Annotated in this window: 22 protein-coding genes and 1 pseudogene; 9 read left to right on the forward strand and 14 right to left on the reverse strand. The window is 75.2% G+C overall.

Annotation, left to right across the window (positions count from 1 at the left end):
- Positions 1-50: 50 nt before the first annotated feature.
- The 5 genes from FRZ03_RS15905 (at position 51) to FRZ03_RS15925 (ending at position 4,241) form a co-directional block, all read left to right on the forward strand.
- A complete protein-coding gene (locus tag FRZ03_RS15905; protein ID WP_146465792.1) occupies positions 51-626 on the forward strand; it encodes a helix-turn-helix domain-containing protein in 576 nt (191 codons plus the stop codon).
- Between the two features lie 91 nt (positions 627-717).
- Positions 718-1,683 (forward strand): NADPH:quinone oxidoreductase family protein, encoded by a 966-nt coding sequence (locus FRZ03_RS15910; RefSeq protein WP_146465793.1) that lies wholly within the window; start codon positions 718-720, stop codon positions 1,681-1,683.
- Positions 1,680-2,861, forward strand: coding sequence for an acyl-CoA dehydrogenase family protein (locus FRZ03_RS15915; protein WP_146465794.1), 1,182 nt, complete (start codon positions 1,680-1,682; stop codon positions 2,859-2,861). Before FRZ03_RS15910 ends, FRZ03_RS15915 begins: the two co-directional genes overlap by 4 nt.
- Entirely contained in the window at positions 2,858-3,931 is a 1,074-nt protein-coding gene (locus FRZ03_RS15920) for an acyl-CoA dehydrogenase family protein (protein WP_146465795.1), read from the forward strand. Before FRZ03_RS15915 ends, FRZ03_RS15920 begins: the two co-directional genes overlap by 4 nt.
- Positions 3,932-4,046: 115 nt before the next feature.
- Positions 4,047-4,241 carry a hypothetical protein gene (locus FRZ03_RS15925; RefSeq protein WP_146465796.1) on the forward strand — a complete coding sequence of 65 codons (195 nt, stop codon included), beginning with the start codon at positions 4,047-4,049 and terminating at the stop codon, positions 4,239-4,241.
- Between the two features lie 13 nt (positions 4,242-4,254).
- Here the strand turns inward: FRZ03_RS15925 and FRZ03_RS15930 are convergent, their stop codons facing one another.
- The 3 genes from FRZ03_RS15930 to FRZ03_RS15940 all read right to left on the reverse strand — a co-directional run bounded on the left by FRZ03_RS15930 (position 4,255) and on the right by FRZ03_RS15940 (position 7,457).
- On the reverse strand, positions 4,255-5,427 hold the full coding sequence (locus tag FRZ03_RS15930) for a phosphodiester glycosidase family protein (RefSeq protein WP_146465797.1): 1,173 nt from the start codon (positions 5,425-5,427) through the stop codon (positions 4,255-4,257).
- Between the two features lie 141 nt (positions 5,428-5,568).
- Positions 5,569-5,931, reverse strand: a complete 363-nt coding sequence (locus FRZ03_RS15935; RefSeq protein WP_146465798.1) for a DUF779 domain-containing protein — start codon at positions 5,929-5,931, stop codon at positions 5,569-5,571.
- Between the two features lie 41 nt (positions 5,932-5,972).
- Positions 5,973-7,457 carry a purine-cytosine permease family protein gene (locus FRZ03_RS15940; protein WP_146465799.1) on the reverse strand — a complete coding sequence of 495 codons (1,485 nt, stop codon included), beginning with the start codon at positions 7,455-7,457 and terminating at the stop codon, positions 5,973-5,975.
- A 95-nt stretch (positions 7,458-7,552) separates the two neighbouring features.
- On the opposite strand from FRZ03_RS15940, the gene FRZ03_RS15945 reads away from it, so the two are divergent.
- On the forward strand, positions 7,553-8,287 hold the full coding sequence (locus FRZ03_RS15945; RefSeq protein ID WP_146465800.1) for a TetR family transcriptional regulator C-terminal domain-containing protein: 735 nt from the start codon (positions 7,553-7,555) through the stop codon (positions 8,285-8,287).
- 9 nt (positions 8,288-8,296) lie between these two features.
- Positions 8,297-9,916: an amidohydrolase gene (locus FRZ03_RS15950; protein ID WP_146465801.1), complete on the forward strand. Its 1,620-nt coding sequence runs from the start codon at positions 8,297-8,299 to the stop codon at positions 9,914-9,916.
- Between the two features lie 24 nt (positions 9,917-9,940).
- Here the strand turns inward: FRZ03_RS15950 and FRZ03_RS15955 are convergent, their stop codons facing one another.
- Positions 9,941-10,582 (reverse strand): DedA family protein, encoded by a 642-nt coding sequence (locus FRZ03_RS15955; protein WP_146465802.1) that lies wholly within the window; start codon positions 10,580-10,582, stop codon positions 9,941-9,943.
- Between the two features lie 167 nt (positions 10,583-10,749).
- Here FRZ03_RS15955 and FRZ03_RS15960 point away from each other — a divergent pair, with 167 nt between their 5' ends.
- The gene (locus FRZ03_RS15960) at positions 10,750-11,331 is read left to right on the forward strand and encodes a metal-dependent phosphohydrolase (protein ID WP_261399116.1); all 582 of its coding nucleotides are present in this window, start codon (positions 10,750-10,752) and stop codon (positions 11,329-11,331) included.
- 135 nt (positions 11,332-11,466) lie between these two features.
- On the forward strand, positions 11,467-12,627 hold the full coding sequence (locus tag FRZ03_RS15965; protein WP_261399117.1) for a SpoIIE family protein phosphatase: 1,161 nt from the start codon (positions 11,467-11,469) through the stop codon (positions 12,625-12,627).
- Between the two features lie 103 nt (positions 12,628-12,730).
- Here FRZ03_RS15965 and FRZ03_RS40325 read toward each other — a convergent pair whose 3' ends face one another.
- From FRZ03_RS40325 to FRZ03_RS16015, 10 genes and pseudogenes are all read right to left on the reverse strand, one after another.
- Positions 12,731-13,309, reverse strand: coding sequence for a discoidin domain-containing protein (locus FRZ03_RS40325; RefSeq protein WP_261399118.1), 579 nt, complete (start codon positions 13,307-13,309; stop codon positions 12,731-12,733).
- 670 nt (positions 13,310-13,979) lie between these two features.
- Positions 13,980-14,543: a phage tail protein gene (locus tag FRZ03_RS15975; RefSeq protein WP_146465805.1), complete on the reverse strand. Its 564-nt coding sequence runs from the start codon at positions 14,541-14,543 to the stop codon at positions 13,980-13,982.
- Positions 14,540-16,498, reverse strand: coding sequence for a putative baseplate assembly protein (locus tag FRZ03_RS15980; protein WP_146465806.1), 1,959 nt, complete (start codon positions 16,496-16,498; stop codon positions 14,540-14,542). Before FRZ03_RS15980 ends, FRZ03_RS15975 begins: the two co-directional genes overlap by 4 nt.
- A complete protein-coding gene (locus FRZ03_RS15985) occupies positions 16,498-16,920 on the reverse strand; it encodes a GPW/gp25 family protein (RefSeq protein WP_146465807.1) in 423 nt (140 codons plus the stop codon). The genes FRZ03_RS15980 and FRZ03_RS15985 overlap by 1 nt, the downstream gene beginning before the upstream one ends.
- Positions 16,920-17,237: a PAAR domain-containing protein gene (locus FRZ03_RS15990; RefSeq protein ID WP_146465808.1), complete on the reverse strand. Its 318-nt coding sequence runs from the start codon at positions 17,235-17,237 to the stop codon at positions 16,920-16,922. Before FRZ03_RS15990 ends, FRZ03_RS15985 begins: the two co-directional genes overlap by 1 nt.
- A 43-nt stretch (positions 17,238-17,280) precedes the next feature.
- Positions 17,281-19,107 carry a VgrG-related protein gene (locus FRZ03_RS15995; protein ID WP_146465809.1) on the reverse strand — a complete coding sequence of 609 codons (1,827 nt, stop codon included), beginning with the start codon at positions 19,105-19,107 and terminating at the stop codon, positions 17,281-17,283.
- Positions 19,104-19,826: a CIS tube protein gene (locus tag FRZ03_RS16000; protein ID WP_146465810.1), complete on the reverse strand. Its 723-nt coding sequence runs from the start codon at positions 19,824-19,826 to the stop codon at positions 19,104-19,106. The genes FRZ03_RS15995 and FRZ03_RS16000 overlap by 4 nt, the downstream gene beginning before the upstream one ends.
- A gap of 52 nt (positions 19,827-19,878) precedes the next feature.
- On the reverse strand, positions 19,879-20,304 hold the full coding sequence (locus tag FRZ03_RS16005; protein ID WP_146465811.1) for a phage tail protein: 426 nt from the start codon (positions 20,302-20,304) through the stop codon (positions 19,879-19,881).
- A 47-nt stretch (positions 20,305-20,351) separates the two neighbouring features.
- Positions 20,352-20,804 (reverse strand): hypothetical protein, encoded by a 453-nt coding sequence (locus tag FRZ03_RS16010; RefSeq protein WP_146465812.1) that lies wholly within the window; start codon positions 20,802-20,804, stop codon positions 20,352-20,354.
- A 110-nt stretch (positions 20,805-20,914) separates the two neighbouring features.
- Positions 20,915-21,757: pseudogene (locus FRZ03_RS16015) on the reverse strand (AfsR/SARP family transcriptional regulator); the annotation flags it as partial.
- Positions 21,758-21,832 lie beyond the last annotated feature (75 nt).

A 21,832-nucleotide genomic window follows, 5' to 3' on the forward strand; every position in this document is an offset into this window, starting at 1 on the left:
CCGAAGCCTGCGGGATTGACAAATGTCCTTGCCGAAACTGCAATGGATTCATGGGTACCGAAGACGTTCTGGCGGAGGTGGGTCCCCGGCTGCGGCGGATCCGCAAGGAGCGGGAGGTGACGCTGGCCGCGCTGTCCGAGGCCACCGGCATCTCCGTGAGCACGCTGTCCCGGCTGGAGTCCGGGCTGCGCAGGCCCAGCCTGGAACTGCTGCTGCCGATCGCCCAGGCCCACCAGGTCCCGCTGGACGAACTGGTCGGCGCGCCGCCGGTCGGCGATCCCCGGGTGCGGGCCGAGCCGGTGCAGCGGTACGGCCGCACCTTCTGGCCGCTGACCCGCCAGCCCGGCGGCCTGCAGGCCTTCAAGGTGCTCGAACCCAGGCGGCAGGAGGAGCCGGAGCCGCGCAGCCACGAGGGGTACGAGTGGCTGTACGTGCTCTCCGGGCGGCTGCGCCTGGTGCTCGGCGAGCACGACGTGGTGCTGTCGGCCGGCGAGGCGGCCGAGTTCGACACCCGGGTGCCCCACTGGTTCGGGTCGACGGGGGAGGGGCCGGCGGAGTTCCTGAGCCTGTTCGGGCCGCAGGGGGAGCGGATGCATGTGCGGGCGCGCCCGGCGGCGCCGAGGTGAGCTCTTCCGAGGGGTGTTCCCTCGCGGGCAAGCGACCGCTTAGTATGCGAGCGGAACCCGGTCGGACGATGCGGTCGCGTGGAGGCCCCGTATGCAGGCATGGCAGGTGCACGAGAACGGCGAGCCCGACGAGGTGATGCGTCTCGCGGAGACCGCGCGGCCCACCCCGGGCGACGGGCAGGTGCTGCTGCGGGTGCGGGCGGCGAACGTCAACTTCCCGGACGCGCTGCTGTGCCGGGGCCAGTACCAGGTGCGCCCGCCGCTGCCGTTCACCCCGGGCGTGGAGATCTGCGGCGAGACCGAGGACGGCCGCCGGGTGATCGCCACCCCCGCGCTGCCGTACGGCGGCTTCGCCGAGTACGCCGTCGCGGACGAGGCGGCCGTGCTGCCCGCACCCGAGGCGCTGGACGACGCGGAGGCCGCCGCCCTGCACATCGGCTACCAGACCGGCTGGTTCGGACTGCACCGGCGGGCACGGCTGGAGGCGGGCGAGACCCTGCTGGTGCACGCCGCGGCCGGCGGCGTGGGCAGCGCCGCCGTGCAGCTCGGCAAGGCGGCCGGAGCCACCGTCATCGGCGTGGTCGGCGGCGCCGGGAAGGCCGCCGTCGCCCGGGAGCTCGGCTGCGACGTGGTGGTGGACCGGCGCACCGAGGACGTCGTCGCCGCCGTCAAGGAGGCCACCGGCGGGCGCGGCGCCGATGTGATCTACGACCCCGTCGGCGGCGAGGCCTACGCCCAGTCCGCCAAGCTGGCCGCCTTCGAGGGCCGCATCCTGGTCGTCGGCTTCGCGAGCGGCACCATCCCCACCCCGGCGCTCAACCACGCCCTGGTGAAGAACTACTCGATCGTCGGCCTGCACTGGGGCCTGTACAACACCAAGAACCCGAAGCTGGTCCTGCGCTGCCACGAGGAGCTGACCGCACTGGCCGCGCGCGGCGCGATCAGGCCGCTGGTGAGCGAGCGGGTGCCGCTGGCCGCAGCCGCGGGCGCCGTGCGGAAGGTGGCGGACGGCCGCACCACCGGCCGGATCGCCGTGGTCCTGGAGGGGGCGGCGTGAGCCACACCGACGAACTGATCGGCCGTACCCGGGAGTTCCTCGCCGCGCACCCGCCGGAGCAGACCGACCGGCTGGACTTCCTGCGCGCCCGCTTCGACGCCGGGCTCGCCTGGGTGCACTACCCGAAGGGGCTGGGCGGCCTCGGCGCGCCGCGCTCCCTCCAGGCGGCCGTGGACGCGGAACTGGCGGCGGCGGGCGCCCCGGACAACGACCCCCGGCGGATCGGCATCGGGCTCGGGATGGCCGCGCCGACGATCCTCGAGTACGGCACCGAGGAGCAGAAGCGGCGCTTCCTGCGGCCCTTGTGGACGGGCGAGGAGGTCTGGTGCCAGCTGTTCAGCGAGCCGGGCGCCGGGTCCGACCTCGCCGCGCTCGGCACCCGGGCGGTGCGGGACGGCGACGCGTGGGTGGTCGACGGGCAGAAGGTGTGGACCTCCAGCGCCCATCTGGCGCGCTGGGCCATCCTGATCGCCCGCACCGACCCGGACCTGCCCAAGCACCAGGGCATCACCTACTTCGTCTGCGACATGACCGACCCCGGTGTCGAGGTGCGGCCGCTGCGGCAGATCACCGGGGAGGCCGAGTTCAACGAGGTCTTCCTCACCGGCGTCCGCATCCCCGACACCCGCCGCCTCGGCGAGGTCGGCGAGGGCTGGCGGGTCGCCCAGACCACCCTGATGAACGAGCGCGTCTCCATCGGCGGCATGCGGCTGCCCCGCGAGGGCGGCATGATCGGCCCGGTCGCCCGGACCTGGCGCGAACGGCCCGAGGCGCGCACCCACGACCTGCACCAGCGGCTGCTGAGGCTGTGGGTGGAGGCCGAGGTCGCCCGGTTCACCGGCGAACGGCTGCGCCAGCAACTGGCCGCGGGCCAGCCCGGCCCCGAGGGCTCCGGCATGAAGCTCGCCTTCGCCCGCCTCAACCAGGAGATCAGCGGTCTGGAGGTGGAACTCCGGGGCGAGGAGGGCCTGTTGTACGACGACTGGACCATGCGCCGCCCCGAGCTGGTGGACTTCACCGGCCGCGACGCCGGCTACCGCTATCTGCGGGCCAAGGGCAACAGCATCGAGGGCGGGACCAGCGAGGTCCTGCTGAACATCGTCGCCGAGCGCGTCCTCGGGCTGCCCGCCGAGCCGCGCACCGACAAGGACGTCGCCTGGAAGGACCTGTCCCGATGACCGACCTGCTGTACTCGGAGGAGGAAGAGGCGCTGCGGGCCGCCGTACGGGACCTGCTCACGGACCACTGTGCCGCGGCCGACGTCATCGCCCGCGTCGAGTCCGGCACGCCGCACGACCTCGATCTGTGGAAGTCCCTCGCCGGGAGCATGGGCCTCGCCGGGCTCCTGATCCCCGAGGATCTGGGCGGACAGGGTGCCTCCCACCGCGAGGTCGCCGTCGTGCTGGAGGAGCTGGGGCGGGCCGTCGCTCCGGTGCCGTACCTCGCCAGCGCGGTCGTGGCCACCGAGGCCCTGCTCGCCTGCGGCGACGGGGAGCTGCTCGGGCGGCTGGCCACCGGGCGCACCATCGGCGCGCTGGCGGTCGGACTGCACGTGGCGCCGGGCGCCCCCGTGCGCACCGCCCGGGTCGAAAACGGCGTCCTGCACGGGGAGTTGACCGGTATCGCGGACGCCACCGCCGCGGACGTGCTGCTGGTCCCGGCCGATGACGGCGGGCTGTACGCCGTGGCGGCCGACGCCGTGACCCGCACCCCGGTGGCCTCCCTGGACCTCACCCGGCCGCTCGCCACCGTCACCCTCCACGGCGCGACCGGCCGCCGGGTCGGCGACGCCGCGCCCGCCGTGCGGCGCGCCCTGCGGGCCGCCGCCGGACTCCTCGCCTCCGAACAACTGGGCGTGGCCGACTGGGCGTTGACCGAGACGGTGCGCTACCTCAAGGAGCGCAAGCAGTTCAACCGGCCGGTCGGCGGTTTCCAGGCGCTCAAGCACCGGCTCGCCCAGCTCTGGCTGGAGGTGGTCGGTCTGCGGGCCGCCGCCCGCGCCGCGGCCGACGCGCTGGCCACGGGGGAGGACACCGAGATCACGGTGGCCGTCGCCCAGGCCTACGCCGCCCCCGTCGCCGTCCACGCCACCGAGGAGGCGCTCCAGTTGCACGGCGGGATCGGCATGACCTGGGAGCACCCGGTGCACCTGTATCTCAAGCGGGCCAAGGCCGGTTCCCTCGCCTACGGCACCGCGGGCGCCCACCGCGAGGCCCTGGCCGAACTGGTCGATCTGCGGGCGCCCTGAGGCGTACCGCCGAGACACCACACGTTCGGCGGACACGCCAGCCGCCCGATGGAACCCTCCGCTACGCCACACTTGCGACCGAATGCCCCATTTGGGCGTGGCGGAGGAGGTTCCGATGGCGATTTCCATCTCAGTGGTGCTGTTGCTCCTGATCCTGGCCGTGATCTTCATGCGCAACGGCTCGCTGAAGGTCTCCCATGCCCTGGTCTGCATGATGCTCGGCTTCTATCTGGCGTGCACGAGCATGGCACCCACCATCCACAGCGGGCTCGACGCGACGGCCGACCTGGTCAGCAGCCTGCGGCCCTGAGCCCCGCGGTCGGTCAGCCGGTCCCAAAGACGCCGACCCCGTTGGCCACGGGGCGTTCGGCGCCGCCGCTCGGATGGTTGCGCACGGTCACCGAGGCCGCGCCCGGGTCCCGGGTGACCATCTCGGTGGAGCCGCCGCCGTCCAGGTTGAACGCGTCGGACGCCCCCAACGACCGCAGGGTGGCGGCCTCTTCGGCGACCGTCAGGCCGGGGCGGTAGGCGGCGGCGCCGTCCAGCGCGAGGATCAGGAGCCGCCGGCCGCCGCCGTCGAACCCCACCGCCGTGCGCACCGCCGAGGTGGTGGCGTCCAGCCCGGACAGCGGCTCGCCGTCGCGCAGCACCGGGAAGCCGCCGAGCGCGAAGGCGTAGGCGACCGTGGTGGAGGCCGAGGTCAGGGAGTGCGTGACGGTCACGGCGTCCCCGACGGCGAGCGCGCGCAGTTGCCGGGCGCCCTCCTCGCGGCCCACCAGGACCGTGGTGTCCGCCGGGATCGCGCCGCCGCCCGGGGCGGTGGCGGCGGAGACCACCCGGCCGCCGCGCACGGTCACCTCGTAGGTGTCCGTGGTGCAGCCCGCTGCCCGGTCGGTGTCGGTGCCGCAGACGGCGCGTTCGCGGGAGGCGCCGCCCCACCGGGTGGTGTAGGCGCCGATGGAGTTCTGCGGCAGCGCGTACTGGTTGAGCCCCTTCAGCGGCAGTCGGCCCGCCGGGGTGCGCACCGAGCCGGTCAGGGAGAGCCGGTCCAGGCGGGCCCGGTGGTCGGTGCCCACGCCGAGGACGTCCTCGGTGGTGGCGCCCGGCGGCAGCGCGGGCCCGAACCGCTGGCCGTTCGGCACCGCCGCCTTGAGCACCTCGCCGTCCGCGACGGCCGGGCCGACGCTCGCGCCGGTGGCGTCGACGCCCGGGTGCTGGGTCTCGGTGATGTCGAAGAAGTCCCCGTTGACGCCCGCGAGCGCGCCGACCGCGTTCGCCATCGCGGAGACCGTGGCCCGGGCGGCCACCGCACCGGGGTGCAGCAGGCCGACGCGGACGTGCGGATTGCCGAGGTCGACCGTGAGCAGATGGGCGTGCGCCGTGCCCGCGGCCGCGCGCACGTCGAACTCCCGGTAGGCGACGCCCGGCGCGATGCTCCGGCCCTCCGCGACGGCGCCGGCCGGCGCCGCCCCCGCGAGGGCCGCGCCGGCCAGCACACCGAACGCCGTGACAACCGTGAGAACCGCTCTGCCCGCTGCCGAACGCCTGCGACGTCTGGTCACCGTGCCCCCTGATGTCTCGTCAACCGTCCCTGTGTCCGGGGGCAGTGCACCAGAACGGCGCGGACTACGGGAGGACTAGGCGTCGACTACGCGAGAACGGGTGAGGAAACGCACCCCCTCGGGTGCCTCCAGGGAGAATCCGCTGCCGCGGCCCGGCACGACGTCCACGATGAGCCGGGTGTGGCGCCAGACCTCGTACTGGCTGCGGGACATCCAGAAGGTGACCGGCTCGGCCACGCCCGTCACGTCCAGTTCCGCCAGCAGCACGTCCGAGTCGCCGGTGCGGAACTCGCCGTCCGGGTAGCACATGGGCGCGCTGCCGTCGCAGCAGCCGCCGGACTGATGGAACATCAGGGGCCCATGGACGGCGCGCAGACGGCGCACCAACTCCGCTGCATGCGGGGTGAGTTCGACGCGCGGGACTTCCTCTGCTTCCATGTCACCGTCCTGGGGACCGGGGCGTTTGTCCCGGCCCAGTGTCACGGATGGCCGGGGAGCCGTCCAGAGCGCGGCGGGACTCGGACGCCTGTGCGCAGGGGGCCGCGCATCAGCAGGGCGTAGGCGGCGGCGGAGACCAGGAGCCCTGCGGGCAGGGCCAGGTCCATCTGGCCGAGGGCCGCGGCCACCGGGCCGGTGTAGACCGTGTCGACGCACAGCGCGGAGGCGGCGACACCCGCCGAAAGAGCGAGTGCGCCACGCCAGTTGACGCCGCCGGTGTACCAGAAGCGGCCGGTGGGGGACTCGTCGGCGAGGGCGGGACCGTCGTAGCGGCCCCGGCGCAGCAGGATGTCGACGGCGTACACGGCCGTGCTGGGGCCGAGCAGGACCACGGTCAGCTGGAGCGCCTCGCCGACGGTGTCCAGGAAGTCGGAGACGAGCAGCGCGTACAGGGTGAGCGAGACCGAGACCGTGCCGTCGACCAGGACGCTGAGCGAGCGGCGGATGCGGATGCCGACGGCCTGGAGGGCGAGACCTGCGCTGTAGGCGGTCAGCGCGTTGAGGGTGACGGTGCCGAGGACCAGCGCGAGCAGGAACAGCGGCCGGAACCAGGCGGGCAGCAGCGGTTGCAGCGCGGACTGGGGGTCGTTCATGTCGACGGCGGTGGCCGCGCACGCGCCGAGCCCGCACACCACCACGCCGGGCAGGAAGCCGCCGAGCGCCGTCCAGCCGGCCACCGCCCCGGGCGAGGTGGTGCGCGGCAGATAGCGGGAGAAGTCGGCGCTGGTGGTGTAGGAGAGGGGGCCCGAGGCGATCAGGGCGACGCCGGCCAGGACGGTCGCCCACAGCGCGTCGCCGCTCAGGGGCCGGCGCGGCGCGTAGGAGAAGTCCGTGTGCCGCAGCACGACGACCGCGAGGACGGCGAACACGGCCGTCAGCGCCAGGGTGATCGGCATGTACAGACGCACGATCGTGGAGTGGCCGTAGACGCTGATGGCGAGGGTGACCGCGGCGATGAGCACCACGACGACCGCCTTGACCGCGGAGTTCACGGGCAGGCCCGTCCGGGCCACCAGGGAGAAGGCCGCGGTGGCGGCGGCGGCCAGGTTGAGCGCGAAGTAGCAGACGGAGATCAGCCAGCCGGTCACCGCGTTGTTGACCCGGTTGCCGCGCACCCCGTACAGCGCCCGGGTGATGACCTCGCTGGGCGCGCCCGCGGCCGGCCCCGGGACCGCGAGCAGCCCGGTGAGCAGCCAGAAGAGGTTGCCGACGACGGTCACCGCGAGCGCTTGCCACAGGCTCAGGCCCATCAGCACGAGCGCGCCGCCGACCACCAGGCTCAGGTAGTTGACGTTGGCGGCGGCCCACACCGAGAACAACTCCCGCGGCCTGCCCCGGCGTTCGGAGTCCGGGATGTGGTCGATGCCGTGCGCCTCCACGCCGCCGGGACCCCGGGAGGAGGGGGCGCGCCCCTCGGCGGGCGCGGTCTGCGCGTCGGGACAGGGATCGGGGAGCGTGGACGCCATGGGGCCCTCCGGAAAGCGGCGGGGAAGGGAGGCCGGGCGCTTGTTGGGCACGCGACCAGTTGCTTATTGGTCGCACACTCAATAGCATCCCTGTCATGTCGTCAAGCGTTCAGCGCAAGCGAATTCGCAAGGATCCGGCGGCCCGGCGGGCGGAGATCGTGGCCACGGCCGCCGCCGTCGCCCTGGCCGAGGGCCTGGAGTGCGTCACCCTGCGCCGGATCGGCGAGGAACTGGCCGTGCGCCCGGGACTGATCAGCCACTACTTCCCGTCGGCCGAGGAACTGGTCGCCGAGGCCTTCGGCAACGCGGCGACCGCGGAACTGGACCGCTTGCTGCCGGCCGCGGGGGCCGGGGCCGAGGGACCGGAGCCGGGTACCGCGCCCGCCCGGGTCGCGCCCAGTGGCACCGCACCTCACGGAGCCGGGGCCGCCGACGCCGGGCCGCTCGTTCGGCTGAGGTGGTTCCTGGGCCGGACCGTGGGGGAGGAGTACGACGCCATCAGTCGGCTGTGGATCAACGCCCGGCACCTGAGCCGCTACCGGCCGCTGCTGCGTGAGCGGGTGGCACGGCAGGAGGCCGCCTGGCGCGGGCGCCTCGAAGAGCTGATCCGGGACGGCGTGGCCGCGGGCGAGTTCCGTACCGCCGACCCCCTCGGGGCCGCCGTCCAGATCCTCGTCGTCCTCGACGGCCTCGGCGTCCACGTCAACACCGTCACCCCGGCCCGGCCCGCCGCCGTGCTGCGCATGGCGCACAGCACCGCCGAGCGCGAACTCGGTCTGCCCGCAGACGCGTTGGGCCACCCCGAGTCCACCGAACAGTCCCCCTCCTGAAGGAGCCCCGTGCCCGCCGATCTCGTCCTGCTCTCCGCCCGGCTGCTCGACCCCGGCACCGGCGCCCTCCTGCCGCACACCGCGCTCGCCGCGCGGGACGGCCGCATCGTCCTGCTCGGGGACGACCGGGAGGCCCGTGCCCTCGCCGGACCCCGCAGCACCGTGCTCGACCTGCGCGGCGCCGTGGTCCTGCCGGGCCTGACCGACGGGCACCTGCACCCCGTCTCCGGAGCCGAACGCACCATGGGCGTGGACCTCTCCGCCTGCCGCGACCTCGACGCGGTACGGGCCGTGCTCGCCGACGCCGTGCGCGCGCTGCCGCCGGGCGGCTGGCTGCGCGGCTGGGGCCTGGACCCCAACGCCTTCGGCGGTGCGCCCGTCGGACACGCGGCCCTCGGGCCCGTCCTCGACGGCGTCCCCGCCTTCATCGAGCTCTTCGACGCCCACTCGGCCCTGGCCGGCGCACGCGCCCTGGAACTGGCGGGCATCGACGGGCCGCGCGCCTTCGAGCAGGGCTCGGAGATCGTCTGCGACGCCGACGGACGGCCCACCGGGCTCCTGCTGGAGGACGCCGCCTGCGCACTCGTGGAGGCCGTCGCGCCCCGGCCGACCGAGGCCGAGATCCGCGCCCGGGCCGCCGAGGTGCTGCGCGCGATGGCCGCCTCGGGCCTCACCGGCGGGCACGCCATGGACGCGAACGGCGACACCCTCGCCGTCTACACCGCGCTGGAGGCCGAGGACGCCCTGCCGCTGCGGCTGCGGGTCCACCCCTGGTGCCCGCCGGAGGCCGACGACGACACCGTCGCCGAGCTGATCCGGCTCCAGGGCACCGGCGGGGCGCTGTGGCGGGTGGCCGGTGTGAAGCTGTTCATGGACGGCACCATCGACAACGGCACCGCCTGGCTGGAGGCGCCCGACCGGCACGGGGAGTCCACCCGAGCCTTCTGGCCCGACCCGCGGCGCTACAGCCGGGTGATCGCCGCCCTGCACCGCGCCGGGGTGCCCACCGCCACCCACGCCATCGGGGACGCTGCCGTACGGCATGTGCTCGACTCCGTGGAGAAGGCGCAGACGGAGGGCCCCGGCGCCGTACGGCACCGCGTCGAGCACATCGAGACCGTGCCGGACGACACCGTACGGCGGTTCGCGCCGCTCGGGGTGGCCGCGTCCATGCAGCCCACCCACTGCTGCGAGTTCACCCGCGCTGACCACACCGACAACTGGTCGCGGCGGCTCGGCGAGGAGCGGGCCGGGCACGCCTTCCGCTGCCGTGACCTGTGGGACGCCGGGGCGCGGGTGGTGCTCGGCTCCGACTGGCCCGTGGCGCCGTACCCGCCGCTCGAGGTCATGGCGGGCGCCCGGCACCGCCGTCCCGCCGACCTCTCCCTGCCGCCGCACGGCCCCGACCAGGCCCTCACCCCGCTGCGGGCACTGCGGGCGATGACCGTGAACCCCGCCTGGGTCGCGGGGGAAGAGGGGATCGCCGGGCGGCTCGCCGTCGGCCACCGCGCCGACCTCACGGTGCTCGCCGAGGACCCGCTGGCCGTCGCCGACACCGAACTGGCGCAGGTGCCGGTGGTGGCGACGGTGCTGGCGGGACGGGTGACGTACCGGGGAGCCGCGCTGTGACCGCCCCGGCGGACCGGGACCCCCTCAGGAACTCTGCCGGGCCCGCCGTTCGCGGCGGGCCCGGCGGGCCTCCAGCAGCAGCGGCAGCAGGGACAGCACGACGACCGCCACGACCAGCACCAGCAGATAGTCGTTCACCTGGGGGACCGACGCGCCGAGGGTGAAGCCCGCGAGCACCAGGACCTGCGACCAGAGCACCCCGCCCACGCTCTGCCAGAGGGTGAACGGCCGCAGCGGCACCTCCAGCGCCCCCGCCACCGGGTGCAGCACCGTGCGCAGCAGCGGCACGAACCGGCCGAGCACCAGCGCCTTGCCGTAGCCGTACCGGGCGAGCAGTTCCTCGGCGCGGGACGCCGCGCCCTTCACCCGCCTGCTGGAGGTGCGCGCGAGCAGCGCCCGGCCGCCGTGCCGCCCGATCAGATAGCCGACCTGGCCCCCGGCCACCGCGCCGACCGCCGCGCACAGCAGCACCTGCCACAGCGCCAGGCGCGGCGGCTGCTGGGCGGTGCCCGCGCACAGCACACCGGCCGGGAACAGCAGCGTGTCCCCGGGCAGGAAGAAGCCGACGACCAGCAGGCCGGACTCCGCGAAGATCACCGTCAGCACGCCGAGCGCGCCGAAGGCCGCCAGCACCGAGGCGCTGTCCAGCGGGTTGACGGCGATCACCGGCCGCGCCTCCTGGCCTCCTCGCAGGGCTCCGTCCTCACCAGGATCCCGTGTCCCGGGCGGTGGCGCCCACTCCCGGACACGGCGCCGGGGAAGGAACGGACCGGACATCCCCAGGCCACCTGTCGTACACCCGGCCGTACACCCCGCCGAGGCAGCGTGGCCCCATGACGCACCACCCGATCCGCGCCGTCCGGGCCGTCGACGCCCTCATGGACCTGCCGGCCGGCTGCGCCGGTGCCCGGGACACCCCGGACGGCCCCGGCGACCCGGTGGACCTCCTCGACCACGGCCTCCAGGCCGCCGCCCTGCTCGCCGCGAGCCACCCGGACGACGAGGAGGCACGGGCGGCCGGGCTCGTCCACGGCCTCGGCCACCACCTCGTGCCGGGCGGCGAGGCCGGGCACGGCGCGCACGCCGCGGCGGCGGTCGAGGGCCTGCTCGGACCCCGGGTCGCCCGGCCGGTCGCCCTGCACATTCCGGCCGAGCGCCGTCCCGCCGCCCCCGACCCGCACCTCGCGTCGTTCCCGGAGAGCGCCCGCACCCTCGGCCGGCAGGGCGGTCCGATGACCCCCGCCGAGGCCGCCGCCTTCGCGGCCGGGCCCGACTGCGCGGCGGCGGTCGCGCTGGGCCGCGCCGACGACGCGGGCGAGGCGGCCGGTCGGCGGGTGCCGGCGCCGGAGACCTGGCGGCCGGTCCTGGAGCGGGTCGCCGCCGCCCGGGGCCGGGCGGCGACCCGTCCGTGCTGATGTGCTCATGGCGGGACTGTGCGGGGATCCCCCTCTAAGGTGAGTGCTGTGGTGGATTGGTTTCACCCGTTTCGTCAGTCGACGGTGGCGGCCGTCGGGGTCGAAGACGGCGTACCCGCCCCGGAGCGGACCCGCGTGCCGGCGGGTCCGGCCGAGCTGCGCGCGGTGGCGGCCGGGATCGGCACCACCCTGGACGAGGACACCACCTGTGCCGAGCTGACCCGCGCCGCCGCGGCCCGGCTCGGCGGCGCCGCGGCCGTGCTGCGCCGGGGCCGCGAGGCCGGGACGGCCTACGAGGCCGTCAGCGGCGACCGGGACCTGCTGCCCGAGATCCGGCGGGTCGCCGCGGCCCTCCGGCCGGCCGCCGGCCCGGACGAGGACCGATGGGTCGCGCCCGAGCCCGGCGACGACCGTGCCGCGCTCTGTGTGCCGCTGACCGCCGGCGGCCACTGCCACGGCGTGCTGGTCTGCGCCCGCGGGGCCGAGCCGTACCCGCCGCCGGAGACGGAGTTCCTGCGGTTCCTGGCCGAGTGCGCCGCCTCCCACATCCGGCACGCCCGCGAGCACGACGCCCTCAGCGGCGTCATCGGCAAGCTCCAGCGCGCCCTGCTGGCCGAACCGGGCCGCCCGCACCCCAACCTGGACGTCGCCATCCGCTATCTGCCGGTCGGGAACAGCACGCTGGTCGGCGGGGACTGGTGCGAGACCGTGCGCCTGCACTTCGGCCGCACCCTGCTGGTCGTCGGCGACGTCATGGGGCACGGTCTGGAGGCCGCGGTCGACATGACCGCCTACCGGTCCGCCCTGCGCTACATCGCCTCCGCCGATCTGCCCCCGCACCGGGTGCTGCGCCAGCTGGACGACATGGCCGCCGAGGAACCCGACCGCAGGCCCGCCACCTGCCTGCTGGCGCAGGTCGATCCCAACCGCGGCATGGTGACGCTGGCCGGCGCCGGGCATCTGCCGCCGCTCGTGATCGATCCGCAGGGGCGGGCCACCCGGCTGCCGGTGCCGGTCGGCCCGCCCCTGGGCACCGGGTTCGGCGGCTACGAGCCGGCCACCTACCGTCTGGCGCCCGGGCAGACCCTCGTGCTGTTCACCGACGGGCTGGTCGAGCGGCGCGGCGAGGACATCGACCGCTCCCTGGACCGGCTGGCGGGCCTCGGCTTCGGGGCCGCCGCCGGCCCCGAGGAGATCCTCGACACCGTCGTCGGCCGCCTCGACGTCCGCCGCGCCGAGGACGACGTCGCCGTCCTGGCCGCCCGGCTGCGCCCGCGCTCCTCCCCGGTCGGATAGACCGGTCGGGTGGGACCGACCAGGTCGGACCGACCGGGTGGGACGGACCGGACCGGTCGGGTGGACCGGCCGGGGGAGCGGCCGGGGAGGAGCGGGCGGACGCTCAGCTCCGCTGGAAGAACTCCACCTCCGCGAGCGCGACGTGCCGGCCCGCCGTCAGCCCCGTGACCGACCGCAGCACCAGTCGCACGCCCACCACGTCGCTGATCCCGGTCGTGACGGTCTGCGGTCCCGCCTTGTCGCTCAGGGTCACCGACTTGCGGTGCACGGTGCCGTCCGAGGACGTGATCTCCATGTCCATCCGCAGAGCGCGGGCCTCGGTCGCGTACTGCTGCGGCGAGTCCGAGGCGCCGTTGGTGACGAGGAGGTCCACCAGCCGGAACGGCTTGCCGAAGGTGTACGTCACCGACGCACCCGGCCCCGGCGCGGCCCAGTAGCGGTTGCTCAGGCCGTCCGTGGTGTTCGCCGCCGGATGCCCGCTCACCGAGGCGCTCGCCGTGACGCGGACCGGCGTGACCGGCTTCGTACCGCTGAGCTTGTCCCGGGTGTCCTCGACCAGGGCCCGTCCGGCGGGCAGCAGCAGGAAGGCGCCCGCGCACAGCGCCGCGACCACCACTAGGATCACCAGCAGCCGCACCCAGCGCCCGGAGCCCGCGCGCACCCGGCGCCGGAACGGCCACACGGTCCGCCACCACGGCAACGCCTCGGGAGCCGCCTGCGGGTTCAGCGGGGTGGCGCAGCGGCGGCAGAACCGGCGTCCCGGCGGATTCGGCGTCCCGCACGCGGGGCACGGCGGCCCCACCACCTCCTCCCGCGCCGCCACCGGCCGCACGACGGGTCGCGGCGCCACCGCCTTGGCGGGCCGCACCGGGGCGGGCTGCCGCGGGTCGGGCGCGACGGGCTCGGGCGCGCGCGGGGCAACCGGAGCCGGGGGCGCCGGTGGCACCGGTGACGCCGGGGCGGACGACGCGGGTGCCGTGGACGGTGCCGGTTCCGGTGTCGGTGTCGGTGTCGGTTCCGGTGCCGGTGGTGCCGCGGGTGCGGCGGGCGCCGCGGGTGTGCTCGCGGTGCCGGTCGCCGTGGGGGCCGTACCGGGCGTCGGCCGGTCCGAGGCGTCCGGGGCGTCCGGAGCGTCCGGGGCGTCGTCGGTACGGGGCGTGCGGTCGTCCCCCTCGGGGCGGGCCCTGCGGGGCCCCCGGGAGGGCGTCGGGGCGTCGGCGGCCGGACCCGGACCCGGCTCCCGCGCGGGGCGGCCGGCCTCCGCGGACCACCCCAGGTACGCCCCGCAGTTGCCGCAGAAATCGTCGTCGGGGCCGTTGGACGCCCCGCACGCGGGACAGGCGCGCACGGCGTCACCTCCCTTCGTCGGAGGGCGGGCCGGACAGGATCTCCACCCGGCAGGGGACGTGCACGGGACAGTGGGCGCGGACGACCTCGCGGACGCGGTCCGCGTCCACCTGCGGCTCCCGGCCCGGCCACACCCGGACCAGCACCTCGCCGGACGGCGCCGGCGGCAGGGGCGTGCCCGGGGAGCGGGACCACACCGCGCCGCCGTCGCCGGTGACCTCGGCGTGCACCCCGAGCGTCAGCCGCAGCCGCTCCACCAGGCCGCGCCGGGTGCCGCGCCAGCGGTGCAGCTCGACCGCCCGCACCACCGCCTCGCGGCGCAGCTCCGCGGGCCGCCCGGGGTCGTCGTCGGCGCCCACCCAGGACGCCAGCCAGGCCACGAAGTCCGCCGGGGCGAGGCGCGGATCGAGATACGCGGGCAGGTTGTCGAGGGTGGCGAACACGGGGGCGAGGACGGTGTCCAGGCCCGCGGTGAACCGCTGGGCGAAGTCGTCGTCGGCGTACAGCGCGGGCAGCAGCCCGCCGATCGGGTGCCGGCTCGGCAGGCCGGGTACGGCGGCACGGCTCATGGACGGACCTCCGGCTCCACCGGCTGCACGACGACCTGGTGCTGGTAGGAGAAGACCAGCGCGCCCGGACCCACGTCGATGCGGTCCACCGGCGCGCCCCGCCGCCCGGTGATCGGGTCGGCGGCGAACAGCCGGATCTCCTCCACCAGCGCGTTGCCGGTGGCGCGCTGCAGCACGCCGAACACCTCGCCGTACTGCACCGGCCGCCCGAACGGCCACCCGGTGCCCTCCGGACCGCCGCGCAGCGGGTTGAGGTACCCGAACAGCGCGGCGAGCGCCGCGTTCCGGACCCGGTCGGTGTCGCCGGGCGCGGTCGCGAGCCGGGCCACCACGGTGACGCCCTGGTAGACCGGCGGCTCCACCACCAGCCGGGTCCCGATCAGCCGCCGTTCGTCCAGGCTCTCGGTGATCGCGGCCAGCACCTGGTCCGAGGGGATGAGCTGCTCGAAGCGGAGCCGGTCGCCGTCGTCCGCCACCGCGTCCGGCACCACCAGCACCCGTACCGCGCCCGCCCCGTCGTCGGCGGGCAGACAGCGCACCCGGCGCACCGAGGGCGCCGCCTGCCGGGCGATGATCTCGTGGTCCTCGGCGGTGACCGCCCGCTCCTGCATGCGCAGCGCGTCCGGGGCCCGCAGCTTGGCGTTCTCCACCGTCTCGCCGTCCACGCCGCCGCGCGCCGCCTCCCGGTTGACGACCCGCGCGATGTACGGCACCGAGCTGCGCAGCACGGAGATGGCGCCGCGGGCCACATTGCCGGCCGGGCCACCACCGGTGCGGTAGCGGGTCACCCGGATGTGGGCGCCCTTCTCCGGTACCGCGCCGCACGGCCGCAGCGTCCCGTCCGGTTCGCGCAGCGCGGGCGGGAAGAGGAACTCGCCGGTGGTGGCGTCCACCCGGACGTGCCGGTCGCCGGGTCCCGAGCGGCCGAAGTGCTCGACGATCTCCCAGCGCTGCCAGCCGTCGGCGGAGGAGACCTCGACCAGCGGGGGCTCGCCGTCCAGCAGCACGGGCGGGCGGCCCAGCCGGAAACTCTGGCCCGCGACCCCCTCCGAGGTGCCGAGCGGCACATCGGTGACGGTCTCGGCGTGCTCGACCGGGGTGGTCCCGCCGACCGTGAACACCGTCGCCTCCCGCACCGTCGGCGACTCCGAGTAGAACGGCTGGCCCGGCTCCGCCTCGGTGACCCGGCAGCGCAGCCAGCCCGCCCGGGTGCCGCCGATCACGGAGGCCGTGTGCCCGGCCGGCACGTACACGATCACCTCGCCGGGCCGGTTCAGACCGCCCGTGGTGTCCGGGCCGGTCTCGCACTCCTGCCAGCGGCCCCCGTCCCACGCCTCCCACGCCAGCGGCGGCTGGCGCGGGTCCACGCCGACGCCCTCCACCCGGCTGTCCAGGCGCACCGCCACGATGCACCGGGGCACCGCGGCGGGCAGCCCGAACAGCAGCGCGTCGCCCGGCTGCGGGGCCGCCTGGAAGCACCGCACGTCCCGCCCCTCGGCCAGCTCACCGGTCCGGTCGGTCTGCTCACCGGACCGGGGCGCGGTCACCAGCCGCAGCAACTCGCTGGGCACGATGCGCAGTTCCCCGGTGGTGGCGAACACCACCGGCTCCTCGGCGTCGCCGTCCGCGGTGGTCACCTCGGTGCCCGCGGGCAGCGTCACCGTCTCGGGCTGCGGCGCCGACAGCCAGAAGTCGACCTCGGCGCCGGCCGCCGCGGGCGGGAACAGCCGGATGCCCAACAGGTCCAGGAACGCGGTGTAGTTCTTGTCCGGCACCCGGTTCAGCCGGTACAGCAGCTGGTCCACGAGATAGGCGAACGTCTCGATCAGGGTGACGCCCGGGTCCGACACGTTGTGGTCGGTCCACTCGGGCGCGCGCTGCTGGACGTAGCGCTTCGCCTCGTCGACGAGCTGCTGGAAGCGCCGGTCGTCCAGGTTGGGGGAGGGCAGGGCCATCAGTTCGCGACCGCTTCCTCGGCCCCCTCCTCGGAGGGGATCGTGTAGAAGGGAAACACCAGGTTGCGCCGGTCGTTGGTGGAGCGGACGGTGTAGCGCACGTCGATGTAGAGGGTGCCGGCGTCGACCTCGTCGAAGGCGACGACCACCTCGTCCACCGCGATCCGCGGCTCCCAGCGCTCCAGCGCCTCGCGCACCTGCTGGGCGATCCGGCCCGCCGTGGCGCCGTCGCCGGGCGCGAAGACGTAGTCGTGGATGCCGCAGCCGAACTCCGGCCGCATCGGCCGTTCACCGGGGGCGGTGCCCAGGACCAGCCGGATGGCCTCCTCGATCTCCCGTTCCCGCTCCACCAGCGCGATCCCGCCGGTCGGCCCGACCCGCAGCGGGAACGCCCAGCCCCGCCCGATGAACCGCTCGCTCATCACACCCCTCCGATCTGCACGTTCAGGGCGCCGAGCAGCACCTTCGCGCCGCACGCGGCGGTGTCGCCCGCCCGCGCGGCCGGCAGCCCGCCGATCAGGACCGTGCCCGAGGTCAGCGAGGCCGGACCGGGCAGCAGCACATTGGCCGGGCCGAGAGCCGCGTGCGGGGGCACCGGACAGGTGTGCAGGCTGCCCACGACGGCGGCGGGACGGCCGCCGATCAGCACCCGCGCCACCGTCGCGGCGGCGCCGGGCGGCGGGGTGGCGATCACACCGCCGTGACTGGTGGAATCGCCGGTACGGGCTGCGCCGGACATGACGGGCTCCTCCTCGAAGTACGTGCGCACGGAGCGCGGTCGGTCAGTTGATGCGGACGAGGTCGGCCTTCAGCACCCCCAGCAGGCCGCCGTCCAGCGTGAGGTCGGTCTGCCCGTTGACGGTCGCCGAACGGCCGTGCACCTTCACCGAGTCGGTGCCGTCGATGTCCACGTCGGCGCCCTTCACGGTGACCTTGCCGGTGCCCGCGTCGAGCGTGATGCCGCGCTCGTCCAGCCGCACCGAGGACAGCGCGCGCCGGCCGCCGGCCGCGAACACGGTCAACTCGATCCGGTCGTTGCGGTCGTCGAGCAGCACCTCCATGCGGTCGTCCGCCGTCCGCAGCCGCACCCCGGACGGGCCCGGCGCCCGCGCGTCCAGCAGCTCCACCCGGTGCCCCGAACGGGACACCACCGAACGGCGGTTGACCGTGCCGCTGGTCCGGTCGATCAGCGGCACGTCGTGCGGGGACGGGCTGTCCACGCCGTTGTAGAGGCCGCCGATGACGTACGGACTGTCCAGCAGCCCCTGTTCGAAGCCGACCAGCACCTCGTCGTTGACCTCGGGGCTGACCACGCCCCCGCCGCCCTTGCCGCCCCACTGCACCGTGCGCACCCAGTCGGTCACATACGTGTCGTCCAGCCAGGGGAACTTGAGCCGCACCGCGCCGTTCTGCGCGCCGCCCGGCTCCCGTACGTCCGTCACCACACCGATCGCCAGACCCGGGATGCGCGGCCCGCGGCCGGGCGCGTTGGCGCCGGTCACCAGGCCCGCCAGGGACCGGTCCGGGCTGGCGCTGACCCACACCGTGGTCCGGTAGCCCTCGCCCGGGTCCAGGCTGTGCTGGACGGCCGTCGCCGTGTACCGCCCCGAGAACGCGGGCCCGACGTTGCCGAGCGCCACCGGCAGCCCCGCCCGCAGCCGCGGACTGCCCTCCGCCACGACCTCCAGCTCGGCGAACCCGTCGGCCACCTGCGCGGAGATCGCCGCCGCGGCCGCCGTCGTCTCGGCCTGCGTACGGTACGGGGTGTCCGTCACCGTCAGCTTCGCCGACGCCCCGAACGCGGACGCGAGCGCGGGAGAGAGACCGGGCAGCACCGTCTTGCTGGTCACCGACGGCCGGCGGGCCACCAGCGGGGTCCTGGTGGTGACGTCCCAGCCGCGCACCTCCACCGAGGACGCGCCGTCGGCGCCCGACAGCGAGGCCCGCAGCGCCAGCAGATTGCGCCCGTACTCCAGCACCAGCGGATTCTGCGTGGCCGGGGTCGACGGCGCGGGTGCCCCCGACGCCGGCTCGGGCCGGGTGAACTGGAGCAGCCCCTTGTCGTCCACCCGCACCTGCGCGCCGCTCTCGCCCGCCAGGTACTGCAAGAAGTCCCAGTCGGAGACGTTGGCCTGCGACAGCTGCTTGTAGGTGACCGGCGCGGCCTCCACCTTCCCGCAGGCGAGCCCCGCGCCCGCGGCCACCTTGCGCACGATGGCCTCGGCCGTCATGTTCCGGTACGCCACCACCTTCCGGCCCCGCTGGAGCCGGTGCGCCTTGGAGTAGCCGCGCACCACCGTGAACGACCCGGTGCCGTCCCGGTCGATCTCCACCGCGGTGACCTCGCCGTCGAACAGCGCCTCGCGCGACTGCCCGGAGACCGTCATCACCGACACCCGCAGCGGTGTGCCGAGGGTGATGCCGCTCGCCCGCAGGAACTCGTTGTCGGGGTCGCGGTAGGTGAGCACCGCGCTGTCCGGCAGCCCCACGTTCTCGTCCACCACGCAGCTGACCAGCTGCGCCGCCCAGACCTGCGGCAGCTCGCCGGGCGCCTCCACGATCGGGTCCGCCGCGAAGGACCGGCCGCCCCGCGTCTCCGGTGTGCTCACCGCTCCTCCTCACCGCCCGCGTCCCCGAGCGCCGGCACCACCAGTTCGGTGCCGGGCGGCAGGTCCATCGGGTCGTCGATCCCGTTCGCCTCCGCGATGACCCGCCAGACCGTCGGGTTGCCGTACTCCCGCCAGGCCAGCAGCGCCAGGCTGTCCCCGGCCACCACCGTGTGCGTGCTGCGGGCCGTACGCGATCCCGAGGTGGGGTTCTGACCGGCCGGATCGACGCTCGCCTCCTCCACCGACAGCGCGCAGGTCGCCCGCAGCGGCTTGCCGTCGACGTCGAACAGCGTGTACGTCACCGACAGGCTGGACAGCACCCCGTCGAAGGACGTCGTGCGCGCGCTGCCCCACTCGAACCGCACCCAGGGGCTGGCCGGTTTCTTGCGGGCGAGACTCGCCGGCGTCGGCACACAGCCCTTCATCAGCTTCTCCACCGCCTGCTCGACCGAGTTGTCGTGCGTGGAGGTCGCGTCGAGGAACACCTCCAGGCTCAGTTCGCGCGGTCCGCTGCCCACGAACTCCGGCAGCGCCGACTGCCCGGCCATCCGCGAGGGCGTGCGCCGCCACGAGGTGGTCTTGCGCAGCTGCAAGGTGGACGGGTTGAACTGGAGGTTCAACCGCGCGATGGTCCCGCCGGGCTTCGCGCCGACCACCGCAGGGGGTTCCCGCAGGGTCAGCTGGGCCCTGGCACGGCTGGTGCGGGTGGCAGGGGACATACCGGGAACTCCTTTCGAACGGACCGGGGTGGGCGGGGTGCGCGGGGCGGGATCAGGAGGGCCGCAGCCCCTGGTGGGCGATCTCCAGCGTCTCCACCGCCGCCTGCGAGGACGCCGGGTCGAACGACGGGCCCTCCCAGCGCACCGGCACGATGCCGAGCACCTGCCAGCTGATGATCGGGGACCGATTCGGCTTCAGCGCCACGATCTCCCCGTCCTTGGGCTCCACCCGGCGCAGCGTCTGGTCGAGCCAGCGGCCGATCTTCACCGTGTCCGCGGTGACCGGCCGGGTGAGCGTGATGTTCGTCCAGGTGACCCGGCCCGGCAGCTGCCAGGTGAAGCCGTTGTTGCCGCCCTCGGCGTAGCTCTCCAGCTCCACCTGCGCGCCCATCCCGGAGCACGTGTGAAAGGCCCCCAGATCGTTGCCGCCGATCGAGAGCCGGAAGAACACGCTCGTCGCGAAGATGTTGTCCGTCATCCGTGGGCCGTCCGTTCCATGTCCTCAGCGCGTCCTTCGGTGTTCCTCTAGCGGCGTCCGTCGTAGGGCCGCCCGGCGCGTTCCCGGCCGCGCCGCAGATCGGCACGGAGCAGCCGGGACAGCGGGTCCAGCAGGCGGCGCGCCAGGTCCTCCAGGTCCACCCCGGGCGCCTCCTGCGGTGCCGCTTGCTCCCGGGTGCCCGGGGCGGTGGTGGCGGCCGCCGGGACGGGGGGCGGCGCGGAGGCCGACCGCGGCCGGCCGGGCGCGGCTGCCGTCGCGTCCCGCTGCACGACCCGCACGTCGACGGCGCCCGGGAGCACGGGAGTCGGCTCCGCCGGCCGGGTCGCGCGGACCACCGGGACGGGCAGGCCGGGCGCGTCCGGCGGGGCCAAAGCGCCCTGGAGCGGGGGCGCCTGCGCCTCGGCCAGGGGCAGGACGGGTGCGCGCGTCCCCGGGGCGGCTCCGGTCGCCCCCCGCTGGACGGGCGTGTCCGGGCGCACGACGGGGACGGCCGGCCGGGCCGCCCCGGCTGCCCCGGCCGGGCGGCGGGCCCCGGACGGGTGCCGTGCCCGTACAGCGCGCCGGCCGGTGCGCCGGACAGGATGCCCTCCTGGATGCGGTGCAGGCGCCGGCCCCCGTCCAGGCCGATGTCCCGGATGACCCGCTGCCGGGTCCGTTGCAGCAGCCGGGTCGCCTCGGCCGTGCGCCCGCCGCCGTACAGGGCGACGGCCAGCAGCCCCACCAGTGCCTCGTCCACCGGGTGTTCGTCCACCAGCGGCAGGAGGACGGGCGCGGCCTCCGCGAACTTCCCCGCGTTCATGAGGAGTTCCGCGCGGGTCATGGCGGCGCCGAGGTGCGTCTCGCCCACCGTCGCGCGCAGGTGGTCGGGCCAGGAGCCGGAGATCCCGGCGAGCGGTTCGCCGTACCAGTGGGCGTCCGCCCGCTCCAGCAGCCGCAGGGCCGCGTCGTCGTCGCTCCCCTTGAGCGCGCGCGCCTGTTCCACGCAACTGGTGTAGGCGCGCAGATCCACGCGGTCCGGATCGACGTGCAGCACGTAGGAGTTGGTCCGGCTGGTGATGGTCGGCGCGTCGGGGTCGGCCGCCCGCAGGGCGCGGCGCAGCCGGGAGACATGGGTGTGCAGCGTCTCGCGGGCCGTGGCCGGCGGGTGGTCGTCCCAGATGCGGCGGACCAGGCTGTCCACGCTCACGGGCCGCCCCGCGTCCCAGGCGAGCGAGGCCAGGGCCAGCCGTGTCTTCGTGGGCCCCAGCGGCCCGTGCCGCCCGTCGACGCGCACCTCGACCGAACCTGAGAGCCGTATCTCCAACTCCACCAGCGTCCTCCCGCCGGTAGGGCCTGTACTGGCCGGGCATTCGAGGGTGTCATGAACCTGTTTGCATGGCCATGCGTGTGCCGTGCGATCCCGAATTTGACCGATAAACAAGATTTTCCTCACCGGCCCGCCGTCCCGGGCCGGGCATCCGGGGAAGGGCGTCCGACGTGCGCACTCCCGCCCCGCGCGGGGGGCGGG

The sequence above is a fragment of the Streptomyces misionensis genome, from assembly GCF_007896895.1.
GTDB lineage: Bacteria > Actinomycetota > Actinomycetes > Streptomycetales > Streptomycetaceae > Streptomyces > Streptomyces misionensis_A.